The organism is Thalassomonas sp. RHCl1, from assembly GCF_947387555.1.
Classification (GTDB): Bacteria; Pseudomonadota; Gammaproteobacteria; order Enterobacterales; family Alteromonadaceae; genus Thalassomonas.
This window is the reverse complement of the sequence record NZ_CANDNZ010000001.1, coordinates 1,367,748-1,381,747: the sequence shown is the minus strand read 5'-3', so window position 1 is coordinate 1,381,747 and position 14,000 is coordinate 1,367,748. Positions and strand designations below refer to the sequence as shown.

At 45.5% G+C, this 14,000-nt stretch carries 11 protein-coding genes; 4 read left to right on the top strand and 7 right to left on the bottom strand.

Features of this window, described 5'->3' with window-relative positions:
• Positions 1-44: 44 nt before the first annotated feature.
• From QL234_RS06030 to QL234_RS06020, 3 genes are all read right to left on the bottom strand, one after another.
• The gene (locus tag QL234_RS06030; RefSeq protein ID WP_281556921.1) at positions 45-428 is read right to left on the bottom strand and encodes a CsgE family curli-type amyloid fiber assembly protein; all 384 of its coding nucleotides are present in this window, start codon (positions 426-428) and stop codon (positions 45-47) included.
• Between the two features lie 162 nt (positions 429-590).
• The gene (locus QL234_RS06025; RefSeq protein WP_281556920.1) at positions 591-2,108 is read right to left on the bottom strand and encodes a curlin repeat-containing protein; all 1,518 of its coding nucleotides are present in this window, start codon (positions 2,106-2,108) and stop codon (positions 591-593) included.
• A 56-nt stretch (positions 2,109-2,164) separates the two neighbouring features.
• Positions 2,165-2,608: a curlin subunit CsgB gene (locus QL234_RS06020; protein WP_281556919.1), complete on the bottom strand. Its 444-nt coding sequence runs from the start codon at positions 2,606-2,608 to the stop codon at positions 2,165-2,167.
• Positions 2,609-3,101: 493 nt separating this feature from the next.
• On the opposite strand from QL234_RS06020, the gene QL234_RS06015 reads away from it, so the two are divergent.
• From QL234_RS06015 to QL234_RS06000, 4 genes are all read left to right on the top strand, one after another.
• On the top strand, positions 3,102-5,603 hold the full coding sequence (locus tag QL234_RS06015; RefSeq protein WP_281556918.1) for a S8 family serine peptidase: 2,502 nt from the start codon (positions 3,102-3,104) through the stop codon (positions 5,601-5,603).
• 232 nt (positions 5,604-5,835) lie between these two features.
• Positions 5,836-6,081, top strand: coding sequence for a hypothetical protein (locus tag QL234_RS06010; RefSeq protein WP_281556917.1), 246 nt, complete (start codon positions 5,836-5,838; stop codon positions 6,079-6,081).
• Positions 6,082-6,253: 172 nt separating this feature from the next.
• Positions 6,254-6,724, top strand: a complete 471-nt coding sequence (locus QL234_RS06005; RefSeq protein WP_044832456.1) for an Lrp/AsnC family transcriptional regulator — start codon at positions 6,254-6,256, stop codon at positions 6,722-6,724.
• Between the two features lie 282 nt (positions 6,725-7,006).
• A complete protein-coding gene (locus QL234_RS06000; protein WP_281556916.1) occupies positions 7,007-7,873 on the top strand; it encodes a hypothetical protein in 867 nt (288 codons plus the stop codon).
• 98 nt (positions 7,874-7,971) lie between these two features.
• Here QL234_RS06000 and QL234_RS05995 read toward each other — a convergent pair whose 3' ends face one another.
• The 4 genes from QL234_RS05995 to dnaJ form a co-directional block, all read right to left on the bottom strand.
• Positions 7,972-8,940 carry a phosphotransferase gene (locus QL234_RS05995; RefSeq protein WP_281556915.1) on the bottom strand — a complete coding sequence of 323 codons (969 nt, stop codon included), beginning with the start codon at positions 8,938-8,940 and terminating at the stop codon, positions 7,972-7,974.
• 130 nt (positions 8,941-9,070) lie between these two features.
• Entirely contained in the window at positions 9,071-11,026 is a 1,956-nt protein-coding gene (locus tag QL234_RS05990; protein WP_281556914.1) for a restriction endonuclease, read from the bottom strand.
• Positions 11,027-11,366: 340 nt separating this feature from the next.
• The gene (gene nhaA, locus QL234_RS05985) at positions 11,367-12,548 is read right to left on the bottom strand and encodes a Na+/H+ antiporter NhaA (protein WP_281556913.1); all 1,182 of its coding nucleotides are present in this window, start codon (positions 12,546-12,548) and stop codon (positions 11,367-11,369) included.
• Positions 12,549-12,837: 289 nt separating this feature from the next.
• A complete protein-coding gene (dnaJ, locus tag QL234_RS05980; protein WP_281556912.1) occupies positions 12,838-13,974 on the bottom strand; it encodes a molecular chaperone DnaJ in 1,137 nt (378 codons plus the stop codon).
• Positions 13,975-14,000: the final 26 nt, after the last annotated feature.

Sequence of the window (14,000 nt, the reverse complement as noted above, 5' to 3'; positions counted from 1 at the left end):
ATGTTTTATTACCGGTAGTTATTGTTATGTTTTTACCGACTAATTTACCAGCCGCTTTCCGCCATATCCGGGCTCTGCTGACTCAGCTGTGCCTTGGCCATGGCATCAATCAAAATAAAAATCGCCTGTTCTACTTTATCCTTTATCGGCGAACGCCGGCGGCCAAGATGGGTGACATAAATGATCTTATGGTTCATCAACAGGGTTAATTTGGTGCCGGCACGCGGCACGATTTGTTCGGTGATCTGCACGTTAATGCCCTGGGTGTTGGGCATTTCCTGCCATAACCGGCTAAATTGATAGGCAAATTCATGGCCTTGCCGGCTTTTGCTGTTATCGAGGAATAAACCGTCTATTTCCACATCCTCTGCTACTGCCAAAAGCGGGGGCATGATCAGGCAAAGCAGCAGCAAGGGTTTTAACATCATAGTGAACATCCGGTTTTATCATACATCCTTTTAAATCGAATTTATCATTTTTTATCAGGGTTTTACCACACAATTTTTTGGTTGTCCCTAGCTTAACTTGCGCCGGTGATCACAGCTTCATCTCAAATGAAGTGATCACCGGGCAAGAAAGACATCAGGTTTTTACTGCTGGTTAATGGTCGCAGTATTATAATCACCTACCTGGGCAATAGAGATGCTGCCGCCGTCGCTGATATAAGAGCCGTCAACAATGTTGCCGTTCCCTTGTTGAACAAGGTTAAACTGCACGCTGTCACCGCCAATAAGCATAGCACCGTTGTAATCGCCGGAGATCCGGTTTTCATTACCTTCCTGGGCAATATCGATTGTGTGGTTGCTGCCTTCTACCAGGACATCAAGCATGTTTAAATCACCGTTTTGCGCAATAATCATGTCATTGTCATTGCTGTCCAATACCGTACTGATATTGACCACGGCATCATTGGCATTACCCCTTTGGGTAATATCAATATCATTGCGGTCTGTGATCAATGAATTATCACCAGTATGCGATGCCTGTAAAATCAAGACGTTTTCATCACCCGACTGGGTAAAGTTGATGTCATTGTCATTACCGTTAAAGTTCACCATATGGGCTTCGTTTAAATCACCGCTTTGCATTACGGTATATTCATTACCGCTGCCGATACCGCCGATATAAGTGCTGTTTGCATTACCCGACTGCATCACGGTAAAGTCATTTTCATCACCCAGGATATCAAAAGTCGCGGCATTCTCATCTCCCATCTGGGTATAAGCGACATCATTTTCAAAGCCGAGGAAAATATTAGACTCAACAGTATTTTCATTACCTTCCTGGTCGATGGAAATAGTATTTTCATCATAAATGACTTCGGCAATAGTAACTTCGTTGTTATCTCCCTGCTGTTCAATTGACAGCTCATTGTCGCTACCGGTAATTTCAGCAATGTTAGTTTTATTACGGTCGCCTATTTGTTCAATGGACAACTCATTATCATTACCCTCAAGCGTTTCGATATCGGCAACATTCCAATAACCGTCCTGCTCTATCTCAATTTCATTACCGTCGCCGACAACATTGTTCAGGTGCACTTCACCCCACTGGCCTTGCTGGGAAATACTGATCTCATTATCCGATCCCTTCAAGTTACGGTTAAATGACCAGTGGCCGCCGTCTCCCTGATCCACCATCACGGTATTAGAGACACCGTCAACCTCATTGATCACCTGATTGCCTATACCCAGGTAATCCGCTCCTTCCTGGGTGACTTCAAGGAAGTTATCATCACCGCGTACGGTATTTTCAGTTTTATTTTGCTCGCCATCCTGGGTAATGAACTGTTCATTGCCATCACCGATTGCGGAAGAGATAACCAGGTTATCCTCACCAAGCTGTTTCATGTCGGTAAAGTTAGCATCGCCTTCAACGCTAATGTCGGCGCCGTTGATATCGCCTTCCTGGGAAATAACCACTTCATTGCCAAATACCGCGCCACGACCTGAGTCTTGCGATAATTCAACCACATTACCCGTGGCATTGATCATCAGATCACTTTGGATTTCATTTGAAGTGTGCTTTGTACCTTGTGCAAAAGCCGACTGGCCTGCTCCCAGTGCCATCATCACGGCACAGGTAATTAATGATTTGTTAAGTTTCACGTGCTTCTCCAATTCTTCAGCTAAAAGTCATTATTAATTTGTGCTAGCAGGTCCGGCTAGTACTGGCTAATATTGACGACCATTTCATTGCCTATCTGGTGGATAACAATACTTTGTTCACCAAACTGACTGACGTTGACAATATTGGCATCACCTTGCTGGATAACATCGGCCTGGTTGTCATTTCCCTGTTGTTCAAGGGCAATGATATTGCCGTAGCCATATTGATCGATATCCAAGACATTGTTGTTGCCATGCTGGCTAACACTGATACGGTTAGCCGCATTTGCCGTTTGCTTGATTGTTGCTTTGTTGAGAATTCCGTACTGGCTGATAACAAGTTGCTGGTGCTGCTCAGCCGAGGTTATATCTACTGACGTTGACAAACTTAAAGACAAAGGAGATTCCTGCATATCTGTGCCCGAAAGCAGATCAGGTGAAGCGCACACTACCTGGGTACTGAGCACAGACAATAAAACAGCACATGAGAAAACCCTCAACTTTGGAGCTCCTGTTAGCTTATTTGGATATTGTCTGTTTAATTTCACTTTAGTCCGCCTAAAAACACATTTATTGCACTAAAAACCCTACTACTTTCTTTTTTTAATGAATATCACCCAAAAGTCGTATTTAAATAAAAGCATTTATTTTCAATGCATTACAAAGACAAAAATATCTTCCCCTGCCAACTAAAAAAGAAAAACTCATAAAAAAGTATGAGTTATTGCCACCCCAGGTCCATTTGAAAAAAATACTAAAAAGGTATGAGAAATCGCCGGTAACAGGAAATGAAGTACTAAAAAAGTCGTGTTTATATTATTTCGCTAGTCTTTTGCTAATTTTTGTGGCTAAAGTAATAACGTTGCTGAGATTTTGTACGGTTATTTAAAGAACACTGACGAACAAGACAAACTAAGACACAAGGAAGGACCAACCAGGGAGTCCGGTATCAGGTACCGGGCAATAACAATCATAAAAATATGGATTAAAACAATGAAGTTTAAATTATCAGCGTTAACACTCGCCGTATTACCCGTATTGGTAAACGCATCTGAAAATATCGTGGCCAGCGACAAGGGCGCCTACCAGGCCGATTCCGTGATTGTGGTTTACAAAGAAAATGCCACAAAAGCCGATCGTCAAAAAGCCCGTGGTCTGGTCGCCGCAAAAATCTCCGATCTGAACAGTGACGAACTTGACGACAGATATCGTCACATCGCCAACGGCCGCATGGCAAACTACAAATTAGACAAGATGTCGGTAAAAGATGCCCTGGCAGCACTGCGCAACGACCCGGCGGTATTATATGCCGAGCCTGACTATATCGTCAGCGCCACCGCCATTCCAAACGACCCCCGTTTCGATGAATTGTGGGGCATGCATAACACAGGTCAATCCGGTGGAACTGAAGATGCCGATATTGACGCACCGGAAGCCTGGGATATCTCTACCGGTAGCCATGATGTGATCGTCGGTGTTATTGATACCGGTGTTGATCACAGCCACCCTGACTTAGTTGCCAATATGTGGACCAACCCGGGAGAAATTGCCGGCGACGGTATCGATAACGACGGCAACGGTTATATCGATGATATCCACGGTATCAACGCCATCTCCGACAGCGGCGATCCTATGGATGACAACGGCCACGGTACCCATGTCGCCGGTACTATCGGCGCCTCGGGTAATGACGGTGTCGGCGTTGTGGGTGTTAACCACAATGTCTCTATTGTCGGCTGTAAATTCCTTAACTCTGCCGGCTCAGGTTCAACCTCTGATGCGCTTAAATGTATCGATTACATGGTGGCCCTGAAAAATGACCACAATATCGACATCAGCACCTTAAACAACAGCTGGGGCGGCGGCGGTTTCAGCCAGGCGCTTTATGACTCCATTACCGCATCCTCAGATGCCAACATGTTATTCGTTGCCGCAGCCGGTAACGGCGGTTATGACAATGATGCCAGCCCAAGCTACCCGGCCAGCTATGATCACGACAGTGTCTTCGCGGTTGCCGGTAGTAACCGCAGCGGCGGCATGTACAGCTCTTCCCAGTACGGCTTAACCTCAGTGGATATTGCCGCACCGGCGAGAGACGTACTTTCCAGCGTACCGGGCGGCGGATATTCCTCTTTCACCGGTACCTCTATGGCCACACCACATGTAGCCGGCGCTGCCGCCTTAGTCTTGTCGGTTAACCCTGAGCTGAGCGCAGTTGAATTAAAAGAACTGCTGATGAACTCTGGCGACCCGCATCCGGCCACAGAAGGTAAAACCGTTTCCGGCAAGCACTTAAACGTATATAACGCCTTGTTAGAAGCCGATCCGGCACCAGGTTTCAGAATGTCAGCGTCACCGGTTAATACCGTGATCACCGCAGGTGAAACCGCAACCTATAACTTTGATGTGATTTCGGTTGCCGACTGGGACGGTACCATCGACCTGACCATGACCGACTCTCTGGGTACTGCCAGCTTATCAGCGACGTCAGTAACGCCTGGCGGCAGCTTCTCATTAACTGTCCCTACCGCGGCCGATACCGCCTGGGGTGATTATGAGTTTACCGTCACCGGCACCAGCGGCGAGTTGACTAAAACCCAAACCTTAGGTTTATACGTGAATCCTCAGGGACTGACTGACTTCACCTTTGACCAAGACGTCAATGAAGACATTCCGGATAACGATGCCGGCGGTATGACCTCAGTGATCACTATTACCGACGATATCACCATCTTCGGCAGCAGCACTTATGTCAATATCACCCACACCTGGATTGGTGACTTGATTGTCAGCCTGACTTCACCTGCCGGTACTACCGCAACCTTGCACAGCCAGTCGGGCGGCAGCGCCGATAATATCGACCAGAGCTTTGCCTCAGGTGCCTTTAACGGTGAAACCGCAGCCGGTGACTGGACCTTATTTGTCTCAGATAACGCCGCTATCGATACCGGTACGCTGAACAACTGGGCCATGACCTTAACCGGTTTAGGTGAAGTTGGACCTTCAGCGCCGGTAGCCGATTTCTCCGCTGAAATCGCCAATTTGATGGTCACCTTTACCGATGCCAGTACCGACAGAAACAATGATATCGCCAGCTGGGCTTGGGACTTTGGTGACGGCAACAGCTCAACTGAGCAAAGCCCGGTTCACACCTTTGCTGCTTCAGGCACTTATGATGTGACCTTAACGGTAACCGATGAAGGCGGCCGCACCGGTACTAAATCTATGACAGTGGTAGTATCTGATGTCAGTATCGAAGCGAAATTAAAACGTGCTTATAAATCAAGTCTGAACAACCTGCGTGTTGATATCACCTGGGAAGGCAGTGCTGCCGAAACAGTAGATGTTTACCGCAACGGCGTGATGCTGGGCACAGTGGAAAATAACGGTATCTACCGTGACCGTGAACGTCGCGTAGACGGTAATACTTTTGTTTACCAAATCTGTGAAAATGCCGATATCTGTTCAAACGAAGTCGTGGTTGAATTTGAATAATCTGCACCTTAAGGTGACGGATAACGAAATTTAATCCTAGTTAGCATAACAAAGCCGGGCAAGTCCCGGCTTTTTATTTACTCATTTATTAACAGGCAGCCGAACATTTAAGATAAAGCCCATCATAATCCTCAGATATTACGATGCATGACAATTAATTTTCCCTGATACTCTTTTTTGATAGAGTGCCCCAGTAAGCAAAACTAAGGGTATTAACTCAAGGAACGAATGAATGTCGCTGCAAACAAAAACAAACAGCTCCTATAAAAAAGAACAAGCAAGCTGGTTCAACTATAAAATCATACTGGCACTCTATGTCTGCGCCGGGATCGGCATTTTCATTCGTTCCATAATTGATAACGAACCAATAAATAGCTTTGAATTTATTTTATGCACCTTCGCATCCGGCACTGGTACAAGTCTTGGTTACTGGATAGCGATTCAACTCTCCGGCAACAAAGAAACAAATGAACAATAGCAATTTGTTACCGGGGAACTTCGCTTTCATCTCGCTTAAAATTCGGTAAATTTACATATAAACGAAAATAATTCATATTTTTCCCGGTTAACACTGGCATCCCGGGGAGTAATAATAGTAGTATTTCCAGTTAGAACTCTTTGAGAAACAGTTGTTAAAGGTAACGCCGGTAATGAAAAAGCTTGATGATATCGATTTACGCATATTAACCATCTTGTATAACGATGCTGATATCAATAATAAAGAACTCGCCGCAAAAATCGGCATCGCCCCCTCCACCTGTTTAGAGCGGGTAAAACGCCTGAAAAGCAGCGGCGTGATCAAAAATGCGTTTATCGATGTCAATTTTAAAAACATCGGCGGCAATATCGAAGCCATCGCCGCCATCCGCTTACAGCCTTATTCCGAAGAAATCGTCAACCAGCTGCGGGACGATCTGCTGAAACTGCCGGAAATCGTCAGCCTCTATCATATGGGCGGTAGTTATGATTACTTTATCCATATGTCGGTGAAAGACAGTGAACATTTACGTCAGTTTGTGTTTAACGCCATCACCTCTCGCGACGAAGTGACCACAGTAGAAACGTCACTGGTTTTCGAGCACAGCCGCAGCGGCGTTTTGCCTCAGTTTGACGAAGAATAAACCTATTCACCTGCGCTTTAGCACATCAAACACCATATAAAGCAGCCAATATAATTGTCGATGTGCTTATCGGCAATTATATGAATGTCACAAAACTTTACACCTCTTTTCAATGAATATTTTACACTGATAACACTTGTTTAATATTTATGCAGCCCAAAGTAAGCTGAAACTAAAAAAACAACATTTTATCAAAAACTTAAAAAACACCTCCATCAAAATAAAAAAGTTGGAGTCCTTTTTGCTTAGGCGAGGTATATCAATAATAATTCAGGAAAAAATATGTCCCGGAAAACCAAACTTCTCGCTTCCAGTTTATTACTTGCACTAACAAGTGTTTGTTCTGCTCAGCTTTCTGCAGCCCCATTAATCTGGGAAGACAATTACGGCGCTGAGATAACCAGCCTGACCGGCGAGGATGACGAGCAAGTCAGTGTCAATCTGAGCTTTTTATTTCCTTTTGCCGGTACCAGTTATAACGATTTATTTGTCGGCACCAATGGTGGTGTGCAAATGGCTACCACAGGTGGTAATGCAGGCAATGACGATGATATTGACTACGATCTCTGGGAGGACATGTCTGAATTTATAGATGACGATACGCCTGTGATATTGCCTTTTAACACAGATCTGGATTTAACCACTACAGGCACTGTCCACTTTAATGACTTTGGCGATCGTGCGGTATTCACCTGGAATGAAGTAGGCACTCATGAAGAAGAAGAGCACTTATCAAGCTTCCAGCTGCAATTACTAGAAAACGGAACAATTATTTTCGGATATAACGGCATATTTGATGGCATAGGAGAAGATCTGGTTAACTCTCTCAGTGAAGGAATCGTGGTCGGCATCAGTGCCAGTGACAATCCAACAGTAAGCAGAAGCGATTTAAATGCCGGTGATTTTTCAACATCCACTACCGTTTTTGAATCCTGGTGTTATGACTCAGCAGACTCTTGCGACTATGGCGGACCGGTAAATACCGCTTTCGATTTAGACCAAAGCAATATCATTTTCACGCCAACGGCAGACGGCTTTAATGTATCAACTGTAGCTTCATCCGTGCCTGAGCCGGTAAGCTTGTCCATGTTACTGCTGGGCTTAGCGGGCATAGGCGGTCAAAGATACCGCGCAAAACGTAAAGCATAACCCTTTATGTCATAACGAATCATTGCCGCGAACAGCTGTAGCTGCTGGCGGCAATATCTTTCCTCGATAACCCGCTACGATATTCCCTTGCCCGCACTTTAAAGCGGGAATAACTGCCGGGAAATTTGCTGCCAGTTTTTCCTTTCGCCGCTAACCGGCACCTGAGATAAAACAAAGTTAAAATCACAGGCAGGCCTGAGCAGCGCTATCGCCATCAGCTGTTGCCGTAATTTTTCCTTGTCTGTAACATCCAGCAACGCATAACTTTCCAATAACGTTTGCACTAAGGCTTCATTACCTTGACACATAAACAGCATCGGCGTCAGCAACTCTAACAACCGGCTCCTGCCGACAATGGCATCGCCAAAGTCCAACACGCCACTTAAGCAATATTGACCACCCTTTTGCTCTACCATCAGATTCCACGGGTGCAGGTCCATATGAATAAAAATATCGGCACCGTCATCAAAAGTCAGCTCTTGCTGCGCCAAATAAGCTTCAATCTGCATCACCAGATCGGCGTTCACCCCTTTACGTTGATGTCTGGGTACACAATTTTCCTTAAGTTGCTCAAGATAATCCTCCCAATTCACTTTCATCTTATGATCAGCAGGTAAAGCTAAGCGGTGTAATTCCCGGATAAACTGCCCCAATTGCTGCACCAGTAGCAATTTATCGTCCTGGCTTAGCTCTTGCCAAACATCTGCCAGCGATACGCCCGACAATTTTGTCATCACCACATAAAGCCAGTTATTGACTGTACCCGATGCAAGTATCCGGGGGATGGCTATTGATAACTGTTGCCCCAACAGCGCCGCAGCATCAATTTCTGCCTGTCCCTGATATACCCAGTTCGGCGGCACCACTTTAACAATAAACTCATCATTTAAAGCAAATAAGACATTACCACCGGCGTGGATCCGCTGCCAGCTCCCCTGAGCCAAACCATGTTTTTCCTGGATAAAGTTCAATAACGGCTGCCAAAATTCGTCCGGGTTATCATCGATAATGCCACAACTTTGCCGGTAACTCGGACTGGAAGGCAAGAAGTTCAATACTGCGCTCATTAAATTATTTTCACTCTGCTATAGAAAAGGCGCCCTATATTACTCAAACAGTAGTGCGCCCAAAAACCAGGAAACCGATATTCACCTGCCGCCCAGGAGAATACTCACCTGGAACTCCCGAAGTACCGGTTTATTCATTAATACCTTCCAAAAGTTCGCTATCCTGTGTCAGTTTATAATAAACCTTGGAGTTAAAGTTAAACTGCTGCCTTTTACTTATTAAAGCCTGATTAAAATTCATAAACTTAAGAAATAATTCTTCTACTTCCTCTCCGTCCATTAAAAGTATCGCTTTTTCATTTTTCAACCTAGCCGCGGCTTCTATGGCCCCCTCGGTAAAACCTCTCATGGAAATAAAAAGTCCGGAAACATTTACCACATCAAGCTTAGCGGCAAAGTTATTGATATCGGTATGATCCACCGGATCCTTCAGCCATTTACATTCAATCCGATATTTATCCCCGCCACTTTCCAAATAACCGTCAATTTGCTGGGACAATGCCGAATGCGGCTGACTGATCTTATATGAGGGTTTGGCAAATTCGGTCCCGAATGTAAGAGTCGCCAAATCATAAATCAGCTTTTCCAGCCCGTAGCCGCGTTTTTGCGGATTACTTTCTGCCGCAAGCGCCTGGTACCGTAATTTCAGCTCTTTAAAATCTGCTCCCTTAGCCACAGATAAAACATTATGGCCGTCAGCATTTACGGGCTTTTGCCGGGTGAGTTTTTTCTCCTGCAACTCTGCCAGGACAACCCGCCACCATTTAAACCTTCGGTCCGCAAAGTTTTGTGCCTTTTGTAATAAACGCTCAGCTTCAGCCAGGTCACCATCATTACGAACCAGAAAACGGGCCAGATTGGTTAAGGCGATAGGACTTTTATTATTCCACCTGACAGCTGTTCGATACAGAGACTCAGCCAGCGGTAGATTCTGCAGAAACCTTGCTGAAAAAGTGCCTAAACTTGTTAAAACCGAGCTTTGGGTAATACCAAAAGCAAAACCCTGAGTAATTAAATCCGAAGAGTCAGGCTCTAATGTCAAGACCAGTGAAATGGTTTTTTCCCAGTCAAGCCCTTCGCCCTCAAGGCCAAGTTCACCCAGGATAATGCAACCAGATTCAACATCCGTCAGTATTGTCTTGATCACAGCCAAAGAAATAATAGTCCTGGCATCGGCATAACCATCCGTTAAGGCTTCTTCCAGCAAGAGTTGCGCATTCATTAAATGCTTGGTCACAACAGGCTCGGGATATTCTCCATACCACAACTGAATGGCAGCCTCAGCGTACACATAGGCTTCTTTTATGATCCGGCGTACATGTTTTAACTGTTTTAACGCACTCTGGTAATACTCACAAGCATCCAGCTGGCGGTAGGTATAGCGGTAAAATGACGGCAGGTATAAGATATCAAGCTGGGATTCTTTTAAGACATCATCTTTAAATAACTTTTCAGCCTGCTCCAGCCTCTGGGTATATGCCAGATCTGTCTGCTCATAACGGGCAAGGGCATATTCGCACTGGGCCAGTTCCAAAACCGTAAATTCATTTTTATCGGTTGTCACCGCTTTATTCGCACAACGCCAGCCTACCTGAAGCATATCCGGAGTCTGCTTTCCTCTGGGTTCAAATTTACTCAAGTGACGGAGCAAAGAAGCTTTTCTGGCTAAAAGCCTGGCTCGCTCGTAAGGTTCATTTACTCCCTTAATCGCTTTATCGACATAGCTCTTGCCTTTCCTCAAAGCGGCTTTTTTTTCCCCTGCAAAAGCGCCGGTAAACGGGTCCTGCAGAAAATCAATCGCCAACATGCCGTAAGTTTCAGCAAGCTCAACACCGACAGGGTCCTTAAGGTGAGCCTCCAGGACATTAAAGGCTTTTGTCCATTTTTGACTGCGAAGGTTCTGATTTTTTTCTTCCAGGGCACTATAGCTAAGTGCACAAGCTTTAAAGATAACCGCTTTTTCCTTGCCGCCAGCCGATTCCCACTTATTGCATTCCTTGACGACCAAATCATAAATCTTACGCGCTTCAGCAGAGCGCTGCTCACTGTGTGCTATATATAATAATTTTTTTATTTCGACTTCCATCGACTCTCCTACGGCTTAAATTAGCTCACTACCACATCTGATTTAATACCGGATAACCTCCTTCGATAGAAATGAAAAATGTTAATAAACTACCATAAATTGATTAGCTCATGTAACCAATTTATTGACAATATATACAGATGAAATTAACACACAAAGCAAAACGAAAGGAAGCCACTAAAAGCCAAAAAAAATAGGGAGCAATAACTCCGGGAAAACAGACCGTTTGGTGCTATCCCCCGGATGATGATTCCTATAAAACGGTAAATAGCAGGCAAACTAGTGCAGGGGGAACAGCAAAAGGCGGAGCTCCCCCGCCCTGACAACTGATAACTGAATATCAACTATTGACGGTCAATCTAGCTACCGCGTGTTTGATCACCACGTAACCCAGAACACCGGAAATCAGCGAGCCTATTACTATCCCCAATCGGTCCTGGAACAGCAAATTCCCCGTGCCCTGCTCGAAAGCCAACGAGCCGATAAATAAACTCATGGTAAAGCCGACACCACATAACAAGGAGGCGCCATACAATAATTGCCAATTAACATTGGCAGGTAATTTGGCAAAACCGAATTTAATAGCGACAAAACAAAGCCCAAATACCCCCAATTGCTTACCGACAACCAGGCCTAGAATAATGCCTAACGGCACAGGGGCTGCCACTTCCTGCAAGCCGACACCGGCAAAGTCAATCCCGGCATTGGCAAAAGCAAAAATCGGCAAAACAATAAAGGCCACCATGGAATGTAGGTTATCCTCTAATGATTTAAGCGGCGACGGCTCATCGCCTTTACCTTTAATCGGGATAAAAAACGCCAGCACTACCCCGGCTAAAGTGGCATGCACCCCGGATTTTAATACCGCGACCCATAACACAATACCAAAGAAAATATAGGGAGAAGTTGTGGTCACGCCCCGCTTGTTCAGGCCAAATAAAATACTGATGACAACAGCTGCCACAATCAGCGACAGCATCGACAGCTGGTCAGTATAGAAAAGCGCAATAATAATAATGGCGCCCAAGTCATCAAAAATAGCCAAGGAGGTCAAAAAGACCTTGAGCTGCAGCGGCACCTTAGACCCGACGATGGCCAGGATCCCCAGGGCAAAGGCGATATCTGTGGCTGTGGGTATGGCCCAACCGTTTAACGCATCGGCATTGTCATAATTTAATCCCACGTAAAACAAGGCAGGCACCAGCATACCGCCAACCGCGCCTATGGCCGGCAAGGCCACCTGCCCCGGCTGAGAGAGATCCCCCTCAATAAACTCCCGCTTAAGCTCTAAGCCCACCAGGAAAAAGAATAACGCCATCAAACCATCATTGATCCATAACAGCAAAGGTTTGGCTATTTCAAAACTGCCTACGGCCACCACCACGGGAAGATCGAGTAACAAATCATACCAACTTGACCAGGGGGAATTTGCCAATATCATGGCAAACACAGCAGCAAACATTAAAATAATGCCACTGGCCTCCTCTTTTTTTAAGAAAGACTGAATCGTTGAAATGGCCATAGGGCTCCTTATAGGTTAAAAGGTTTAATCACAAATAATTGCGACATATTATGTCACAAGAAAACCTATTTAAATATAAAAATTCATTTCATAATTTAACCACATGAAAATATGAGAAATTACTAACTTTTATCATGCCTGTCTCCCCGGTAAATTCCGGCAAGTGGCAAAGAGCGCTTGAGAATTTTGACTAAAAAGCCAGTACTTTTGGCGAGCGGTTTTTCTTATCCCAGAAAACAAAAAACCAGTCAGGCGACTGGTTTTTTAAAACAACTTATCTGACTAAGCTTTAGCTTTTCAGATCATCAAAGAATTTCTTCACACCGTCAAAGAAGCCGGTTTCTTTCGGTCTGTGATGAGCCGCTTTTTTGTTGATATTGGTTTCCAGTTGCTCAAGCAAAGACATTTGCTCGGCAGACAGGTTCACCGGTGTTTCAACAACCACTTTACACATCAAATCACCGGTTGAATGGCTGCGTACCGACTTAACCCCTTTACCGCGCAGACGGAACATCTTACCGGTTTGCGTTTCTTTAGGGATTTTCAGTTTCACTTTACCTTCAAGGGTCGGCACTTCGATATCGCCGCCTAAAGCCGCGGTGCTGAAGCTGATCGGCACTTCACAGTACAAGTGGTTTTCTTCACGGACAAAAATCGGGTGATCTTTAACATTGGTTTGTACGTATAAATCACCGGCCGGTGCACCGTGCTCACCCGCTTCCCCTTCACCGGATAAGCGAATTCTGTCGCCGGTATCTACACCCGGTGGGATCTTAACTGAAAGGGTCTTGTTCTTCTCAACACGGCCCTGGCCGCGACAAGACTTACAAGGGTCAGAAATGATCTTACCTTTACCGCTACAGGTAGGACAAGTTTGCTGAACCGCAAACAGACCCTGGCGCATCTGTACCTGGCCGTGACCGTGACAAGTAGGACAAGAAGTCGGTTTAGTGCCTTTTTTCGCGCCGGTGCCGTCACAAGGATCACAGCTGACAAAGGTCGGTACCTTGATTTCAACGGTTTTACCTTTCACCGCTTCTTCAAGGGTAATTTCCAGGTTATAGCGTAAATCAGAGCCGCGACGCGCACGTGACTGACCGCCACCACGGCGACCACCACCGAAGATATCGCCGAAAACATCGCCGAAGATATCACCAAAGTCCTGACCGCCGCCGAAGCCGCCACCGCCGTGACCGCCCTGCTGGAAGGCAGCATGGCCGTACTGATCATAGGCAGCACGTTTTTGATCATCGTTAAGCACTTCATAAGCTTCTTTTACTTCTTTGAATTGCTCTTCTTTTGATTTATCGCCCTTGGTACGGTCCGGGTGAAACTTCATCGCCAGGCGCTTATAGGCCTTCTTGATATCGCGCTCACTGGCATCTTTTCCGACCCCAAGCACTTCATAATAATCGCGTTTTGACATAAATAGGCTTCTTGTTTACTTCATTT

What these genes read in the sequence shown, in the direction of transcription:
- QL234_RS05990 (WP_281556914.1), bottom strand. Translation starts at nt 11,026, where the DNA reads ATGGAAGTCGAAATAAAAAAATTATTATATATAGCACACAGTGAGCAG.
- QL234_RS06005 (WP_044832456.1), top strand. Translation starts at nt 6,254, where the DNA reads ATGAAAAAGCTTGATGATATCGATTTACGCATATTAACCATCTTGTAT.
- QL234_RS05995 (WP_281556915.1), bottom strand. Translation starts at nt 8,940, where the DNA reads ATGAGCGCAGTATTGAACTTCTTGCCTTCCAGTCCGAGTTACCGGCAA.
- QL234_RS06010 (WP_281556917.1), top strand. Translation starts at nt 5,836, where the DNA reads ATGTCGCTGCAAACAAAAACAAACAGCTCCTATAAAAAAGAACAAGCA.
- QL234_RS06030 (WP_281556921.1), bottom strand. Translation starts at nt 428, where the DNA reads ATGATGTTAAAACCCTTGCTGCTGCTTTGCCTGATCATGCCCCCGCTT.
- nhaA (WP_281556913.1), bottom strand. Translation starts at nt 12,548, where the DNA reads ATGGCCATTTCAACGATTCAGTCTTTCTTAAAAAAAGAGGAGGCCAGT.
- QL234_RS06000 (WP_281556916.1), top strand. Translation starts at nt 7,007, where the DNA reads ATGTCCCGGAAAACCAAACTTCTCGCTTCCAGTTTATTACTTGCACTA.
- QL234_RS06015 (WP_281556918.1), top strand. Translation starts at nt 3,102, where the DNA reads ATGAAGTTTAAATTATCAGCGTTAACACTCGCCGTATTACCCGTATTG.
- dnaJ (WP_281556912.1), bottom strand. Translation starts at nt 13,974, where the DNA reads ATGTCAAAACGCGATTATTATGAAGTGCTTGGGGTCGGAAAAGATGCC.